At 54.7% G+C, this 14,817-nt stretch carries 13 protein-coding genes; 5 read left to right on the forward strand and 8 right to left on the reverse strand.

Going from position 1 to position 14,817, the window contains the following annotated elements:
- Positions 1–13: 13 nt before the first annotated feature.
- Positions 14–1,009 carry a DNA-processing protein DprA gene (locus WCK51_06415; GenBank protein ID MEI7576508.1) on the reverse strand — a complete coding sequence of 332 codons (996 nt, stop codon included), beginning with the start codon at positions 1,007–1,009 and terminating at the stop codon, positions 14–16.
- 166 nt (positions 1,010–1,175) lie between these two features.
- On the opposite strand from WCK51_06415, the gene WCK51_06420 reads away from it, so the two are divergent.
- From WCK51_06420 to WCK51_06430, 3 genes are read left to right on the forward strand one after another with little or no spacing between them, the layout of a single operon-like run.
- The gene (locus tag WCK51_06420; protein MEI7576509.1) at positions 1,176–4,271 is read left to right on the forward strand and encodes an alpha-mannosidase; all 3,096 of its coding nucleotides are present in this window, start codon (positions 1,176–1,178) and stop codon (positions 4,269–4,271) included.
- 2 nt (positions 4,272–4,273) lie between these two features.
- Positions 4,274–5,020 (forward strand): N-formylglutamate amidohydrolase, encoded by a 747-nt coding sequence (locus WCK51_06425; protein MEI7576510.1) that lies wholly within the window; start codon positions 4,274–4,276, stop codon positions 5,018–5,020.
- Positions 5,021–5,032: 12 nt separating this feature from the next.
- A complete protein-coding gene (locus WCK51_06430; protein ID MEI7576511.1) occupies positions 5,033–5,455 on the forward strand; it encodes a hypothetical protein in 423 nt (140 codons plus the stop codon).
- Here WCK51_06430 and WCK51_06435 read toward each other — a convergent pair.
- Positions 5,445–6,494, reverse strand: coding sequence for an NAD(P)-dependent alcohol dehydrogenase (locus WCK51_06435; protein ID MEI7576512.1), 1,050 nt, complete (start codon positions 6,492–6,494; stop codon positions 5,445–5,447). The two genes, WCK51_06430 and WCK51_06435, sit on opposite strands and share 11 nt — an antisense overlap.
- Positions 6,495–6,588: 94 nt before the next feature.
- On the opposite strand from WCK51_06435, the gene WCK51_06440 reads away from it, so the two are divergent.
- Together WCK51_06440 and WCK51_06445 are read left to right on the forward strand one after the other, a co-directional pair.
- Positions 6,589–7,587, forward strand: coding sequence for an alpha/beta hydrolase-fold protein (locus WCK51_06440; GenBank protein MEI7576513.1), 999 nt, complete (start codon positions 6,589–6,591; stop codon positions 7,585–7,587).
- Between the two features lie 73 nt (positions 7,588–7,660).
- Positions 7,661–8,290: a PEP-CTERM sorting domain-containing protein gene (locus WCK51_06445; protein ID MEI7576514.1), complete on the forward strand. Its 630-nt coding sequence runs from the start codon at positions 7,661–7,663 to the stop codon at positions 8,288–8,290.
- Here WCK51_06445 and WCK51_06450 read toward each other — a convergent pair.
- From WCK51_06450 to WCK51_06475, 6 genes are all read right to left on the reverse strand, one after another.
- Positions 8,287–8,958 carry a response regulator transcription factor gene (locus WCK51_06450; protein ID MEI7576515.1) on the reverse strand — a complete coding sequence of 224 codons (672 nt, stop codon included), beginning with the start codon at positions 8,956–8,958 and terminating at the stop codon, positions 8,287–8,289. The two genes, WCK51_06445 and WCK51_06450, sit on opposite strands and share 4 nt — an antisense overlap.
- Positions 8,959–9,021: 63 nt before the next feature.
- On the reverse strand, positions 9,022–10,125 hold the full coding sequence (locus tag WCK51_06455; protein MEI7576516.1) for a hypothetical protein: 1,104 nt from the start codon (positions 10,123–10,125) through the stop codon (positions 9,022–9,024).
- Positions 10,126–10,190: 65 nt separating this feature from the next.
- Positions 10,191–11,174: an NAD(P)/FAD-dependent oxidoreductase gene (locus WCK51_06460; GenBank protein MEI7576517.1), complete on the reverse strand. Its 984-nt coding sequence runs from the start codon at positions 11,172–11,174 to the stop codon at positions 10,191–10,193.
- Between the two features lie 56 nt (positions 11,175–11,230).
- Positions 11,231–11,719, reverse strand: a complete 489-nt coding sequence (locus WCK51_06465) for a hypothetical protein (protein ID MEI7576518.1) — start codon at positions 11,717–11,719, stop codon at positions 11,231–11,233.
- Positions 11,716–13,266, reverse strand: a complete 1,551-nt coding sequence (gltX, locus tag WCK51_06470) for a glutamate--tRNA ligase (protein ID MEI7576519.1) — start codon at positions 13,264–13,266, stop codon at positions 11,716–11,718. Before gltX ends, WCK51_06465 begins: the two co-directional genes overlap by 4 nt.
- 25 nt (positions 13,267–13,291) lie before the next feature.
- Positions 13,292–14,296: a DUF1385 domain-containing protein gene (locus WCK51_06475; GenBank protein ID MEI7576520.1), complete on the reverse strand. Its 1,005-nt coding sequence runs from the start codon at positions 14,294–14,296 to the stop codon at positions 13,292–13,294.
- Positions 14,297–14,817: the final 521 nt, after the last annotated feature.

Consider the following 14,817-nt stretch of genomic DNA (forward strand, 5'->3'; position numbering starts at 1 on the left):
TATCTAGCCAGAGCTAGCTGGCGGCGGCGAAGAGACCAGCGTTGATGGCCCCCGCCCGAAAGTCATAGGCCCATGTCATTGCATCATCCAGCGCAAAGGGATAATTCTCGCGATGAGTCGCCAAATCGACCGCAAGTTGGTAGGCCCCTAAATTGGCAAGGGCGTGTTGAGCAACCCGGAAGGTGCCATGGTTATTCTCTGAGAGTGAAGCATCATGACCGGTTGAGGTCCAATCAGCAACCGCTACCGCTTGGTGGCCTTTGATAGCCGCCGCCGCGCCTTGCCAGGAACCGCCCTTGCGAAACCGCGCGGAACAAACGACTGTAAAATGCGCCATCGCATAGATCAAACCGTTTCGCTCCATCGCCCGTCCCGTGCTGAAGGGCTCTCGGGGTGGGCATACCGAGAGCGCGTAGCCGAGCCAACGCCCATGGTCCATCCCACACGGCAAGAAGTGAACCACGTCGCCTTGCGCCCCCAAAATACCGTCTCCAAAAGCAGCGTCGCATCCCTCAGCGGCGCCTGAAACTCCAAAATAGCCTCGATCCGAGCACCAATGTCCTGTCGCCCGGGCCAACTCGACCCCCATCGGAGGTGGCTGACGACTGCCGACTCCTCCTACTCCAAAACGATCCAAGCCGTCCTCGTCCTGCCAAGGAGGTGTGGCTGCCATAGATGGATCGCTAACCCAAAGAACCGGCGGAGCACAGCGGCCAAGGTGCTTTAGCAAAGACTGGGGGTAAGCCGCACAAGCCGACGTAACGATCTCCTGCCGATCCAACAGCACTTCCGCCTGAGTGATCCGCCGGGTATTCATCAAGTGGACGGCCTCGGTGACAAAACCCTCGCGGCGTAGGGTCGAGAGAATCCAGTTCCATGAAGGTTCCGTTTCCCCGTCGAGCCCTCGCCGAAGGCATGAGAGTATTTGGGTGTGACGCGACGATCTCGAGCCGGGGCGGTTTTCACCTTCTCCGTAGAGTGCTGCCAAGACAGTACTTAAAACTCGCATATTGCCACGTACTAAGTATATCGTGTTTGTCGATGGCGATATTTAGGCTACGACTGCATTTTTGCGACATTATTCGCAACTAACCCCGAATCAACAGCTTCATGTCCACTTTTCCCCGAAACGATGGGTTCAAGGTTCGAGCCAAAGTAGACTCCCCAAAAGACAAATGCTCAAGCATTCCGACCTCACTCGCCGCCGCGTCTCGCAGTTTCTGGTTAACACGCTGGAACCGCTCCTCTACGGGGACCAAGTCGATCTCAAAATCGAAATCAACCGTCGTCCAGCCAAGGATCAAAAAGAAGCCATCGCTGGCAATTGGGAAGAGGTCGGCCCAGGCTTTGCTTACGGACCTGCCTACACCACGTTCTGGTTTCGCCTAACGGGCAAGGTGCCAAAATCTTGGGCTGGCCAAAACGTCGTTGTTCACGCCGAAATCGGCAGCGAACGCACCCTTTGGAAGGACAATAGCCCTTACCGCGGCATTGACTACAAGCACACCGATTTTGGATTCTTGACCGGCGGTACCTTGCCGACAGATGGCCCCGTAAAAGGTGGGGAAACCGTCGAGTACATCCTCGAGGCCTATACAAAGAACCCTCAATGCCGAGTGCACCTCAAAGAGCTCCCCAGAGAAAAGGAAGTCGAGAAGGTTGAGTTCGCTTATCTCAAAATCGTCCGCCCCGAAGTCAAAGCCCTCCACTTCGATATCGACTTCTGTCTCAGCCTTCTTGAAACCTACCAACAAGATGACCCCGGTTACGCAACGGTCTTACGCGCGCTTAACGAGGTCATTAACCTGTGGGTCAAAGAGGAGATTGAGTCGATTCCGAGAGCCAGAAAACTAGTTAAGGACACCTTGGGCTCCCTCAACGGGGAGTTCAAACATGCGATCTACCCCGTGGGCCACGCCCACCTCGATACCGCATGGCTCTGGCCTATCGACATCACCAAGAAGAAGATGGCGCACACCACCTCCACGCAGCTCAGCCTCATGGAGCGATACCCAGAGTACGTCTTCGTACATAGCCAAGCCAGTCAGTACGAGTGGCTCGAACTCGAGTATCCCAAACTCTTCAAGCGAGTCAAAGAAGCCATTGCCCGCGGCCAATGGGAACCAGTTGGCTCGATGTGGGTCGAGGCGGACTGCAACCTCACTGGTGCTGAATCCCTCGTCCGGCAATTTCTTTACGGTAAGCGCTACTTCCGCAAGCACTTCGGCTACACCACGAAGGACATGTGGCTTCCTGATGTTTTCGGCTACTCTGCCGCGCTCCCACAGATTCTCGCGAAGTTCAACATCGACTACTTCCTCACCCAGAAGATCAGTTGGAACCAGTTCAACAAGTTCCCCCACCACACCTTCTGGTGGCAAGGCATCGACGGCACTAAAGTCTGGTCCCATTTCCCTCCGGCGGACACCTACAACGCATCTGCCGAACCTAAGGAAGTCGTCTACTCAGTCAAGAATTACAAAGACCAAGCCCGAGCCGACCAATCGCTGTACGTCTTCGGACATGGCGATGGTGGCGGCGGCCCAACCGAGAGGCATCTCGAATTCATTCGCCGCGGTCGCATGGCTCCCAACTATCCAGAGGTCATGTCTGGCAAACGGGCGATCGACTTCTTCCGCGAGGCGAAAGCCAAGTCCAAAGACTTAATGACCTGGGTCGGAGAACTCTATTTGGAGCTTCATCGAGGAACCTACACTTCGCAGGCCGCCAACAAAAAGTCGAACCGCGAGTGTGAGTTCCTGTTGCGCGATGCCGAATGGCTCAGCTCGTTCACGGCTAGTTTCCCAAAGAAATACCCATCGAAGGAGCTCGAAGCAGCTTGGAAACTCGTTCTGCTCAACCAATTCCACGACATCATCCCGGGTTCGTCAGTGCAGGAGGTCTATCGTGACTCGAAGGTTGACTACATAAAGGTAACGGAGTCTGGGAAATCCATTGTGAACGCCGCCTTAACGGAAATCGGAGAGAAGCTGGCGACAACGGAGATGAAACTCCCCCACGCAATCTTCCAAAACACGACTGTTCAGACACAAGCCTCGATCCCTTGGAGGAGCGAGACAGTGCCGGCCAGCGTGGCCTGCGGTGATGAAATCCTTCCGGTGCAAAACGTGGATGGAGAACTCATCTTTTCGACCCCGCTCGCCGCTCAGGGCACCGTCGCGGCGGCAGATTTCTCCGACCTCAACCCAACGACCAAGTACCGGCTAAAAGCCAGCGGACGGAAAATCGAGAATGATCAATGGAGCGTCCGCTTCGACGTCAACGGCAATATCAGCTCAATCCAAAGTCTTGAGGACGGAACGGAGTTCATCGAACCAGGCAAGCTCGCAAACGTCTTCCAACTTTTTGACGATCAACCACTCTTCTGGAGCGCGTGGGACGTTGACGTTTTTGCCTACGAAACGGCTCAAGACCTCCTGAAAAGCGAGAGCTTCGAGATCGTCGAGCGCGGCCCTGTGCGTGTTGCTGTTGAAGTCGTCAAGAAGTTCGGAAAGTCAACAATCAAACAACGCATCAGCCTCGGCCCCACCCCGGGAATCCGGTTCGATACCGAGATCGACTGGCACGAAGACGACAAGCTCCTCAAGGTGGCGTTCCCGCTCAACGTCAACGCCGCTAGGGCGACTTACGAGATTCAGTTTGGAAGCGTTGAGCGACCAACTCACTACAACACCACTTGGGACATGGCTCGCTTTGAAGTCTGCGCCCAGAAGTGGATTGATGTAAGCGAGGGCGACTTAGGTGTTGCCCTCTTGAACGATGGAAAGTATGGCCACGACGTTCATCAAAATGTCATGCGGATGTCACTCCTTCGAGCGCCAAAAGCGCCAGACCCCGACTGCGATATGGGTGTCCATAAGTTCACTTATGTCCTGATGCCGCACTTCGGACCGCATCAGTACGCCGATGTCGTGCGCTCGGCGTACGCGCTGAACGCTCCCATGAGATCGGTGCCGTTGAAGCCAAGCAATGGAACTGCCGCCGTCCTTCCCCAACTGGTCAGTTGCGACAACCCAAACATCGTGATCGAAACCGTGAAGAAGGCGGAAGACTCAAACGACCTCATCGTTAGGGTTTACGAATGTCATAACACAAGAGGGACTGCCGAGCTTCGCTCTCTCCGGCCGATTCTCGGTGCCCAACTTTGTAACCTGGAAGAAACCGAAATGGGCGAACTCGAAATCGAGGATGGAGCTATACAGTTTGATTACAAGCCGTTTGAGATCATCACGCTCAAACTGAGGGTCTAGCAATGGTTCACCTTGCGGCACTCTTGCTTCTGGATGACGATCCTTTGATCGTCATCCAGAAGGGTGATCTACCGATCATCATTTCTGCTCCCCATGGTGGCCGGCTTACAGTCCCAAACTGTCCGCTCCGAACAAACAAGGCCGCCCCCCAGTTCGTGACCGTCCTCGATACCAACTCCGACAAACTTGCCGAAGAGACGGCGAAGGAACTCGAAGAGCTCACCGGCAAGAAGCCCTGGCTGGTCATCGCTAAGTTCAGCCGGAAGTATGTCGATGCCAACCGGCCGGAAAAGGATGGCGCCGAAAGCGAGGCGGGAACTGCCGTCTACCGCAAGTACCATGAAGCACTTCGGAAGGCAGTGGACGCCACCCGGATTCAGCCTGGTGCTCTGCTCATTGACATCCACTCGCAAGGAAAAGTGAGCGATACGGTGTTTCGTGGAACCGGAAATCTCACTTCGCTTCGAAATAAGTCTCTCGGCCCGTTCTCTGGAGCCAAGGGATTCTTGGCGATTTTGGAGAGTAGAGGACTGAAAGTTGAACCCTCCATCAAGGATGCCGATCAAAAGGAGAATCCCGCTTTCAATGGAGGCTGGATCACGAGAAGCTACGGCGCAAGTGCTGAAAAGGGGATCGATGCGATCCAATTGGAATTTGGCGCAGACTTGCGGTCGAAAGACAAACTTACCAGCACGGCCAAGACCATCGCGATAGCGATCAAATCGCACCTTGAAAACGGCTCGAAGTGATAAGATGCTCACATGTCTTTGCTGAAGAAACTGTTCGGCACAAAGCCAACTCCAACCCCCGTCAATGAGATGTCGTACGACGACGTTTGGGTCGAGTTCAGGCGCATCGTGCCCTATCGGGACGGCAAGATGTTCATCTCCGTCTTGCAGCAACCTGAGTACAAGGAGGCGCTTGCCTGGCTGAGTCCTGGTACGGAGTGCCCCATGGCGAAGAGCCTGGTTCGAGGTCTGGTTGACTACTTCCGCAACCCGACTGGCGATCTCGACAACCTCGCGATGGTCTATCAAGCCGAGAGCGTCGAGAATTGGTCAACGCCCCCGGGATCCAGTCTGACGGCACTCGGTCAAATCGTCGCCATCACAGGAATCAAGGCGACCGTCTTCTACAAGCCAACGCCCGAAGAGGAGCACGTCAAGATCGAAATCACCCCTTGAGCGAAGCCAGATCGATCACGAAGCGGTACCGAATGTCGCTCTTCAACATCCGCTCGTATGCGGTGTTGATGTAATCCATCGAAATCACTTCGATGTCGCTCGTAATGCCTCTCGCCGCGCAGAAGTTGAGCATTTCCTGAGTCTCCCGGATGCCCCCGATCATCGATCCAGCGAGTGAACGTCGTCCGCCTATGAGCGAGAACGCGCTGACCGGAGACGGATTTGGTAGGCCGACAAGAACCATCGTGCCATTGAGTTTCAAAAGCCCGAGATACGAATTGAGGTCGTGATCAGCAGAAACTGTGTCCAGAATGAAGTCGAACTTTTTCCGATTCTCCGAGAACACCGCTTCATCACCCGTCGCGAGGAAGTCGTCAGCACCGAGTGCCAAAGCTGCCTCGCGTTTCGACGGTGAGTGGCTGAGTACCGTGACATGAGCACCGAACGCTTTCGCAAACTTGACACCCATGTGCCCGAGTCCTCCGAGACCAACTACTGCGACCGAGTCGCCGGGCTTCACGCCGAAGTAGCGCAACGGCGAGTACGTGGTGATACCAGCACATAGCAGCGGAGCCGCGGCATCCAACGGGAGTCCCTCTGGAATCGACACGATATAGTGCTCCTGAATGACGATTTGGGTTGAGTAGCCACCGTAGGTCGGCCCCGAACCGTCGCGAGCCTGAGCGTTGTACGTGCCAGTCATGCCTTCGTCGCAGTACTGCTCCTCGCCGGCAACGCATTGAGGACAGGTTCGGCACGAATCAACAAAAACTCCAACTCCCACCGTGTCTCCAACCTTCCACTTCGAAACGCCTGATCCAACGGAGAGAACTTTTCCAACGATCTCGTGCCCCGGTACCATCGGGAAAACGGATCCGCCCCACTCGTCGCGAGCCTGGTGCAGGTCGCTGTGGCAGACGCCACAGAACAGAATGTCGATAAGAACATCATCAGCTCCCAGCGCTCTCCGCTCAAGACTCCAAAGCTCAAGAGATGAAGTGGCTGATTGGGCGGCGAAGGCACGAGTAGGGAAGCTCATAGGAACCTTTGTTGTACTGCGATGAGCTTGCGTTTGTCGCGGTTCGCTGTAAAGAGTTGCCCGATTCCAACAAATAAGGGGTAACGTACCCTCCATGAAGAGCGGTATCGTCGCCCTCGCATTCCTTGCCGGTGTCGGCACAACCCTCGTCGTGGCCCAAAACCAAGCCGCAAAGCCAAACCCCGATTCTTTCTACAAGCTCGGTCCTGATTCTCAGGTCAAAGAAGGCGTGCCCAGGGGCGAAATCAAAGGGCCCTTCATGCTCCCGAGTACCGCTTATCCCGGAACCCAGCACACGTACTGGGTGTATGTTCCTGCGCAATATGACGCCAAGAAACCCGCTTCGCTGATGGTCTTCCAAGACGGCCACGCCCACGTCGGACCTGACGGCGGGTTCCGGGCCAGCGTCGTCATGGACAACCTGATCTTCCGCCGAGAAATTCCGGTCATGCTGGGTATCTTCATCAATCCTGGTCGCCGACCTGACCAAGATGAACCGTCCGCGCAGCGCGGCTGGGGTGACGGCTTTACCAACCGCGGTCAAGAGTACAACGCTCTTGACGATAAATACGCCAGGGTCGTGACGGACGAAATTGTTCCTGAAGTCGAGAAGACCTACAGTATCAGCAAGGACCCTGAGCAGCGCGGAATCGGTGGAACAAGCTCAGGAGCGATCGCCGCATTCGGCGTAGCCTGGCACCGCCCGGACTCCTTCCGGAAAGTGCTGAGCATCGTCGGCTCGTTTACCAACATCCGGGGTGGCCACCAGTACCCCGACATCATCTCGAAGGAGAAGAAGAAGCCGATTCGGGTCTTCCTTTGTGATGGTCGAAATGACCTGCGTGGTGTCCGCGACGGGAAATACGATGCCACCTGGGATTGGTATTTACAAAATGTTCGCATGAAGGACGCCCTTACCAAAAAGGGATACGACCTGAACTACACGTGGGGCATCAATAACCATGGCGGAGCCTTTGGTGGCCAAATCCTCCCCGACATGATGCGCTGGCTCTGGCGAGACGCCCAAAAGGACATCACCGATCCTAACGACCAGATTGAACGGAGCTTGCGGGCACCAGGGATGGACCACTAAAAAGCTAAAACCTAGGTTTTGGCACGAAATTCGCACCTCTGCTTGCTGACTCGATCTGAGTCCGCGAGCAGATATGAAAATTGCAATCCTCCCATCGCTTTTGGTCGGCACCCTTGCTATCGCAGGTTCAGCGCAGGCCATTGACCTCACCTTTACGGGTATGAGCTTGCCAGATGCAAAGACTGCATCGATCTCTGTAAACGGAAGTGGCTTCACTTCGGTCTATGCTGGTCAGCTCAACTTCTCTTCAAGTAGCGGCTCCTTGAGCAGCTATTGTGCCGATGCACTGTCCTTTTTGGACAATACTTCGAACAGCTATTCAGCTAGCTCCCTCACCTTGACGCCGAACACCAATCTTGGCAAAGCTGGCACCATTCTTGCCAACAACCAAGCAACAGCCCTGACGTCTGCTCAGCAAGCGGGACTTCAGCTCGCCGTATGGGAAGCTATCTACGACGGCGGATCGACATTCGACGCTTCTGGCGCTAAGTTTCAGGCGAAAAACGTGAGCTCGGAAATCCTGGGCTTTGCTTCGCAGTACTACGGAACTTACTGCGTCACTCCGACGAACAGTGTCACATATTTCGGCACCACTGAAAAGGGTGGCCAATCTCAGATGACCGCAGTTCCGGAGCCGATGACGATGACCGCGCTAGGACTTGGCTCACTCGCCCTGCTACGACGCCGACGCAAGTCGGCCTAACCCATGAACTTGTAGCCAACACCCCGGACGGTCACGAGTTTCTCGGGAACGTTCGGGTCTGGCTCAATTCGGGTTCGAAGCCAGCGGATGTGGACATCCACAGTTCTGGAAGTAACGTAAGCATCCTTCCCCCAAACTCGATCCAAAAGGGCTTCGCGAGTAAAAACCTGACCGGAGTTCTTGGCAAGAAACATGAGCAGCGCAAACTCTTTCGGTGAAAGAGTCATTGGCTTTCCATCGATGCTCGCTTCGTGAGTGCGTGGGTCGATCAATAGGCCGCCACGTTCGATGACTTCGCTCGCGGGTTCGCCTTGAGCGCGCCGCAGAATCGCCTTCACCCGTGCCGCAAGTTCGGACATGTTGAATGGCTTAACAACATAATCATCCGCTCCCATTTCCAGGCCCCGAACTCGATCCTCTTCGTCGGCTCTCGCGGAAACAAAGATAATTGGCGTCTGGTTATCCTTGCGAACTGCCCGGCAAAAATCAAAGCCCGAACGATTGGGCAACATGATATCAAGAATCACAAGGTCGGGTTTTACCCGCTTGAAAAGCCGCATGCCGTCCTCGGCACTCTCGGCGGTAAACGTCGTATACCCCTCGCGTCGGAACTTCGCTTCCAAAGTTTCGGAGATCGCCGGCTCATCGTCAACAATCAGTAGAGTCATGTTTCCAATGCAAGTTTTACGCGCCGATGTTAAGGCTGAGTAAAGACTCCTTAATCCTGTTAATTATCCCGCTGCGATAATCTCAACGTTCGCCCTCGGAACCGTCACTTCCTCACCGCTGTTCAGCTTCGCCCGCAAGACTCGAACGTGAGTTCCCGAATCCAAAGTCACTAGCTCGGGCGGAAGATCTGTGACGCTAGCCAGCAAACCGAAGTAAGGCTCGCGAATGACCCGAATCTGTGTCCCGATATTGAGCGAGAGAACCTTCGCTTCCTTGCTTGCTTCACCCGTAGTTCGCGGTTCTGGAACAATCAACTCCGGCCGGATAACGCCAGCCCGAATCTGGGTTGCTCCATTGATCGAACAATCGTGTCCTTCAAGCGATTTCAAGAGATCAAACGTGCGCGAAGCCATTGGCAAGAAACCAAATCCCTCGGTGACCATCAAGGTCAGATTGATTTTCTCTGAACCGGTAATCGCAACACCGATGTCGTAACCCAAAAACTCGATGAGGTCGCTGTCTTTGAGTCCTCCAGCGATGATTCCGGCTGCGCCGACTGCCGACGCCCGTTTGATGGCAGCGGCTGTCATTCCCGCGCCCCCGATCAAGATTTTTCCGGCGTCGGAATCCAAAATGTGCTTTTCGTCCAGAACCTCGTCGGGCGACTCAACGGCCTGGCGAAGCGAGCCCTGCCGCTCTCCGCCCACTCCAAAAATTCCTTGGACCATCGCACAGCGCGTCTCGATAATCGCGCCCTCCATCGGCAGAACTTCGGCGACTTTGCCCTTGATGTAGGCGTTCATGTCAATTGGAATCGACGGCTCGCGAATCAGAGCATTGCCCGTGATGTCACTGTAGCTTTCAACTGTTCCTGTATGCTCCGAGGTTGCGGTCGGGGCCTTGAATATGCCAAATAGTTTCTTCCCGGTGGCAACAAGATCACCCTTCTCAATCTGATCGCCAACCTTGACCACCATGAATGCCTCAGCATCCTTCGGCTCTACGCCCAGAGGATCGGCAATACGCATGGTCTGCAGGTTTCCTGGGAGCAGAGCCCTGGCAATCGGCGTAGTCGGCTCGACTGTATCACCGATGCCCACCAAAACCTCACCTTTAATCGGTAGTCGGCGTGTGCGGCGGACAACGATGTCGCCACTAACGGTCAATCCAGGTGTATATGCGCTTCCCAATTTCTTAACAACTCCGAGAGGTTTGGGAATGATGATACACCCTACAACTCCATATCGCTGCTATGCCCCGGAAACAGCTTCGCTTCCGGATCGATGTACGTCTTCGCAAAGCAAACCGCCGTCGCCGCCTCACCAACCCCCGTCGCAATCAACTTTAGCTTCGACCCGTAAGTCGCAACATCCCCCACCGCAAAGATTCGCGCCAGGTTCGTCTCGTACTTCGAGTCAACCTTGATCTGATTCTTCTCAATCTCCAGCCCCCATTCCTTCAAGGGACCGAGCGAAGACTTAAAGCCAATGTTCACGCAAATAGCATCCGCCTCAACCCGCTCGAGTTCCTTCGTCTGGGTGTTCTCCAGCGTCACCGCCTCGAGCTTTCCATCCGAGCCATGAAGCTCCTTAACAACATAGAACAGCTTCATCCGAACGCTCGAGTTCTTAACAACTTCAACCGAATGGTCATGGGCCTTAAACACATCTCGCCGGTGAACCAACGTAATGCTCTCGCAGATGTCGTTCAGGTTCATCGCCCAGTCAAACGCCGAATCTCCGCCACCAACAATCAGCAGCTTCTTCCCGGTAAAGATCGAGCGGTCTCGAACCCCGTAGAAGACGCTCTTCCCCACAAACTCTTCTTCCCGCTCAACCCCAATCTTCGTCGGAGAAAACGCTCCCGGTCCCGCCGAGATAATCACCGTACGAGTAGGTAGCTCAAGCCCCTTATCCGTCCGCAACAGCCAATGATCACCACAATCCTCCGCCGAAACCGCCGTATTCTCAAGCACCAACTTCGGATGGAACTGCGTCCCCTGAGCGATCAAATCTCTCGCCAAGTCCTTGGCCAGAACTTTCGGAAACCCCGGCATATCAAAGATGTACTTCTCGGGATAAAGTGCCATCAATTGCCCACCGAGTTCGGGAAGGGAATCGATAACTCGCACGGACATCCCGCGCAGGCCAGCATAAAACGATGCGAACAACCCGCAGGGGCCGCCGCCAATAACAGTTACATCAACGAGATTCATGGCCTAGAGATTTATGGATTAGTGTCGCGGCTCGCCATTGAAACCGGATATCCGTTTTACCCTTTTGTTAACCCCGACCACTTCATCGCAAGCCGCTCAGACCACCTCGGCTTCGGCGGAACATATCCCCGCCCCGCCTCCATTGCATCCTTCAACGAGTTGAAAGTATTCCAGAGACCCCAAAGCGCAAAGAGAACCCACGTCACAGCACTTTTAACGATGATGCCTACCCAGCCAATCTTCTCCGGATGGATGCCCGTCGAGTCCCAAACGCCATCCTCCTTCATCTTCCAGATGCTATAGCTCAGGCTGCAAGCAATCAAAATCCCCGCGATGATCGTGCTCATCACCTGCTCGATCAACATCCGGTAAGAGTGGAACTTGACATAGGGCGAGCGCGTCCCGATCACCGAACCCACGATCGGCGCAACGTACGGTAGAGGAATCGATGCCAGATTCACCAGCATCGCCAACCCCTGATCCTTCTTTGGGATTTCCAAAGTCATTGTCGAATCAGTACGCCGCGCCTCCGGAACCGGTTTCATAGCATCGAAAGTGCCCGATCGATCCGCTTCACAATCCGATCCGGACCTAGAACAGACATCAGCTCAAACAATCCCGGCCCAAACGTCTTGCCCGTCAAAGCAACCCGCGTCGGGTGAACAATCGGCCCCAACTTCTCAATCCCGTTTGCTTCCTGGAAAGCCACCAAAGCCGCTTTCATCTCATCCGGCGACAGAGCCGAGGCACCACAAGCAGAACGAATGTGCTCGAACAAAGCGCGCGCATGAGGCTGGCCAAACCACTTCTCAACCGCCTTCGGATCCATCGGCGGCTCCTCAACAATGAAGAACTCGCAAGCCTCGCCAAACTCGATCAGGTTCGTCACGCGCTCCTGCTCCAGCTTAATGCACTCCAGCGCATACTCCCGATTCGTCCGGGCAAAAAGAACGAACTTCTCGAACTTTTCAAAAATCGCCCGTCCATCGCGAGGTTTCTGATTCGGCAAGACCTCCTCATCAACAAAGTTCTCCCAGAATCCCTTCGTGTGCTCCTCAGCGTACAAGCCCTCGATCTCCGCCAAAACCTGCTCGGCACTCATCGACCGAATCGTGTGGCCGTTCAGCCACTTCAGCTTCTCAATATCGAACTTGCCCGGACTCGGCTGAAGCCCCGAAAGCGCAAAAGCCGAAATCAACTCCGGCTCCGACATCGCCTCCCGATCATCCCCCGGCGACCATCCAATCAGCGCAATAAAGTTTTTCAGCGCCGACTTCAGGTACCCCTGCGCCATGTAGTCCAGAACCCGAGTCGCCCCATGCCGCTTCGACAGCTTCTTGCCATCCGCACCTACAATCACTGGACAGTGAACAAAAATCGGCGGAGTCCAGCCAAACGCCTCAAAAATCAGCCAGTGAATTGGCGAAGTCGAAATCCACTCCTCGCCCCGCAGAACATGGGTGATCTCCATGAGGTGGTCATCCACCATCGCCGCAAAGTGGTAAGTCGGCATCCCATCCGCCTTGATCAAAACCGGATCCGGCAAGGTATTCGAGTCAAACTCAACCCGCCCACGGATCAAATCCTGAACAACGATCTTTCGATCCCGAGGAACCTTTAGCCGGATGACATAAGGCTTACCCTCCGCAATCGCCGCCTCAACTTTCGCGGCATCAGCATCACGCCAATCCCCGCCGTAGTAGCCGATCTGGACCTTGTTGATCTGCTGAAACTCGCGCATCTGCTCGATCTCTTCCTGAGTATCAAACGCCTTATAGGCGTGACCAGAAGCCTCTAGCTCGGCGATCTTCGAAGCATAAATCCCCAAAGCCTGACGCTCCGACTGCCGATAAGGCGCATGAGGTCCACCCACGTGCGGCCCCTCGTCAAACTCAATCCCCACCCACCGCAGAGTCTCCACAAACTCATGCTCGCTGTCCGGGTTATAACGACTCCGATCCGTGTCCTCGATCCGCAAAATACACGAGCCGCCTTCCTTTTGCCGCAACAAATAGTCGTACAGAACCGTACGCAAAGCTCCCACATGAAGGAGCCCCGTTGGGCTTGGCGCAAATCGAACGCGGACTGGCATAGACCCATAAGGGTACCTGCCAGGCTTATTTAGCCTTCAAAGTCTCTTCGCCCGCAAGGCAAGCTTTCAGCGAATCCAAAGCGACCTCGATTTGGTCATCGCGTGGCTCCGAGGTCGTGATCAACTGCGTCCACAGCCCCGGCTTGAACATCACCATAATTGCCGCGTTGTCCCGAAACTTTCCCGCGAAGCGAAGGAGTTCATAGGCAATCCCCGCGATGAACGGCAGAACTGCGATGTGATAAAGGAAGTTGCCCAGCGCGATCATCAGGGTATTGCCCTTGAACTGCGTGAAGTGATCCTCAAACCGTGGAATCCACGGGAAGATCACAAACCCGAGGAGCAAAACAATAATCGCAAAGGAGGTTCCACAACGAGGGTGCAAGCGAGTCTGAGCCTTACAGTTCTCCAGCGTCAACTCCTGCTCCGCTTCCCAAGTGTTGATCGCCTTATGCTCTGCGCCGTGATACTTAAAGACTTCCTTCACCTGCTTCATCTGGCTAATGAGCAGAAGATAGCCGATGAAAAACGCGAACTTGATCGTCTCGACGAGAAGGTTCGTCACCTGTGGCCCGAGGTCGAACTTTTGGCGAAGAGTAGTCCCTCCGACCTGGGGAAGATATTTGAACAAGAAGAGACTAAATGCCAGGGATACGACAATGGTTCCGGCGACGACACCGTCCTGAATCGCCTTTGACGCTACCGGCTGTGAGTTCTTCGTCACCTCTTCCGCCGCATCCACAACCTTATCCTCCGGCTTCTGATACTCCGGAGCCAACTGAATATCCGAAGCAAACTTCATCGCCCGAATCCCGAGCGACATCGCATCGAGCAACGCCCACGACCCGCGCAAAAACGGCGTCTTCAGCCACTTCTGCCGACCAATCCAAGTCTTCTCCAAAGGCTCGGCCTTCACAACCAACTCCCCATTCGGAGCGCGACAAGCCACTGCGAAGTACTTCGGCGACCGCATCATCACTCCCTCGATAATCGCTTGACCGCCAACACTTAGGAATTCATCCTTGGACATCGGTGTAAGTATAGCTTTCACGGGCTTCAGGCTTGAGGGATCAGGTTTCAGTTTCGAAACCACTTCTCAATCCTGAAACCTCAATCCTGAATCCCCCATAGGCCTCAATCCCCATCAAATGTTAAGGAATGCTTAATGAACCCCCCATTAAACCGACTTTAGGATGATGGCACCGAACTTGCCGTACACTTATGTAGTCGAAAAGACCAAGGAGGAGCAATCATGGAATCTCTGACAAACAGAGGACTGAAGCTCACCGAGGACGAAGCATTCGCACTGTTGGGACTTTGTTTAACCAGCCCTGGGCCGGTTGATGAAGCGACAGCGGTTGCAATGCGGAAACTGGCGGCGTATTGTTCGCAAAGAAGCGAAAAGAGCAATTATCCAATCAATCTAAATACAGCAGCCGTTGCACCGAGGTGAGACGAAACAAAGTAAGGGGAGGCAAGAAGCCTCCCCTCTTTGTGTCTGAGGATCAATATGGAGTGCGAAAACTCGTTCTCGCTTTGGATCACTAGAGC

This window comes from Armatimonadota bacterium (genome assembly GCA_037138755.1).
Lineage (GTDB): Bacteria > Armatimonadota > Fimbriimonadia > Fimbriimonadales > Fimbriimonadaceae > Fimbriimonas.

Bases quoted from the DNA above. Each gene is read 5' to 3' on its own strand.
- WCK51_06415 (MEI7576508.1), bottom strand. From the start codon at position 1,009: ATGCGAGTTTTAAGTACTGTCTTGGCAGCACTCTACGGAGAAGGTGAA.
- WCK51_06420 (MEI7576509.1), top strand. From the start codon at position 1,176: ATGCTCAAGCATTCCGACCTCACTCGCCGCCGCGTCTCGCAGTTTCTG.
- WCK51_06425 (MEI7576510.1), top strand. From the start codon at position 4,274: ATGGTTCACCTTGCGGCACTCTTGCTTCTGGATGACGATCCTTTGATC.
- WCK51_06430 (MEI7576511.1), top strand. From the start codon at position 5,033: ATGTCTTTGCTGAAGAAACTGTTCGGCACAAAGCCAACTCCAACCCCC.
- WCK51_06435 (MEI7576512.1), bottom strand. From the start codon at position 6,494: ATGAGCTTCCCTACTCGTGCCTTCGCCGCCCAATCAGCCACTTCATCT.
- WCK51_06440 (MEI7576513.1), top strand. From the start codon at position 6,589: ATGAAGAGCGGTATCGTCGCCCTCGCATTCCTTGCCGGTGTCGGCACA.
- WCK51_06445 (MEI7576514.1), top strand. From the start codon at position 7,661: ATGAAAATTGCAATCCTCCCATCGCTTTTGGTCGGCACCCTTGCTATC.
- WCK51_06450 (MEI7576515.1), bottom strand. From the start codon at position 8,958: ATGACTCTACTGATTGTTGACGATGAGCCGGCGATCTCCGAAACTTTG.
- WCK51_06460 (MEI7576517.1), bottom strand. From the start codon at position 11,174: ATGAATCTCGTTGATGTAACTGTTATTGGCGGCGGCCCCTGCGGGTTG.
- WCK51_06465 (MEI7576518.1), bottom strand. From the start codon at position 11,719: ATGAAACCGGTTCCGGAGGCGCGGCGTACTGATTCGACAATGACTTTG.
- gltX (MEI7576519.1), bottom strand. From the start codon at position 13,266: ATGCCAGTCCGCGTTCGATTTGCGCCAAGCCCAACGGGGCTCCTTCAT.
- WCK51_06475 (MEI7576520.1), bottom strand. From the start codon at position 14,296: ATGTCCAAGGATGAATTCCTAAGTGTTGGCGGTCAAGCGATTATCGAG.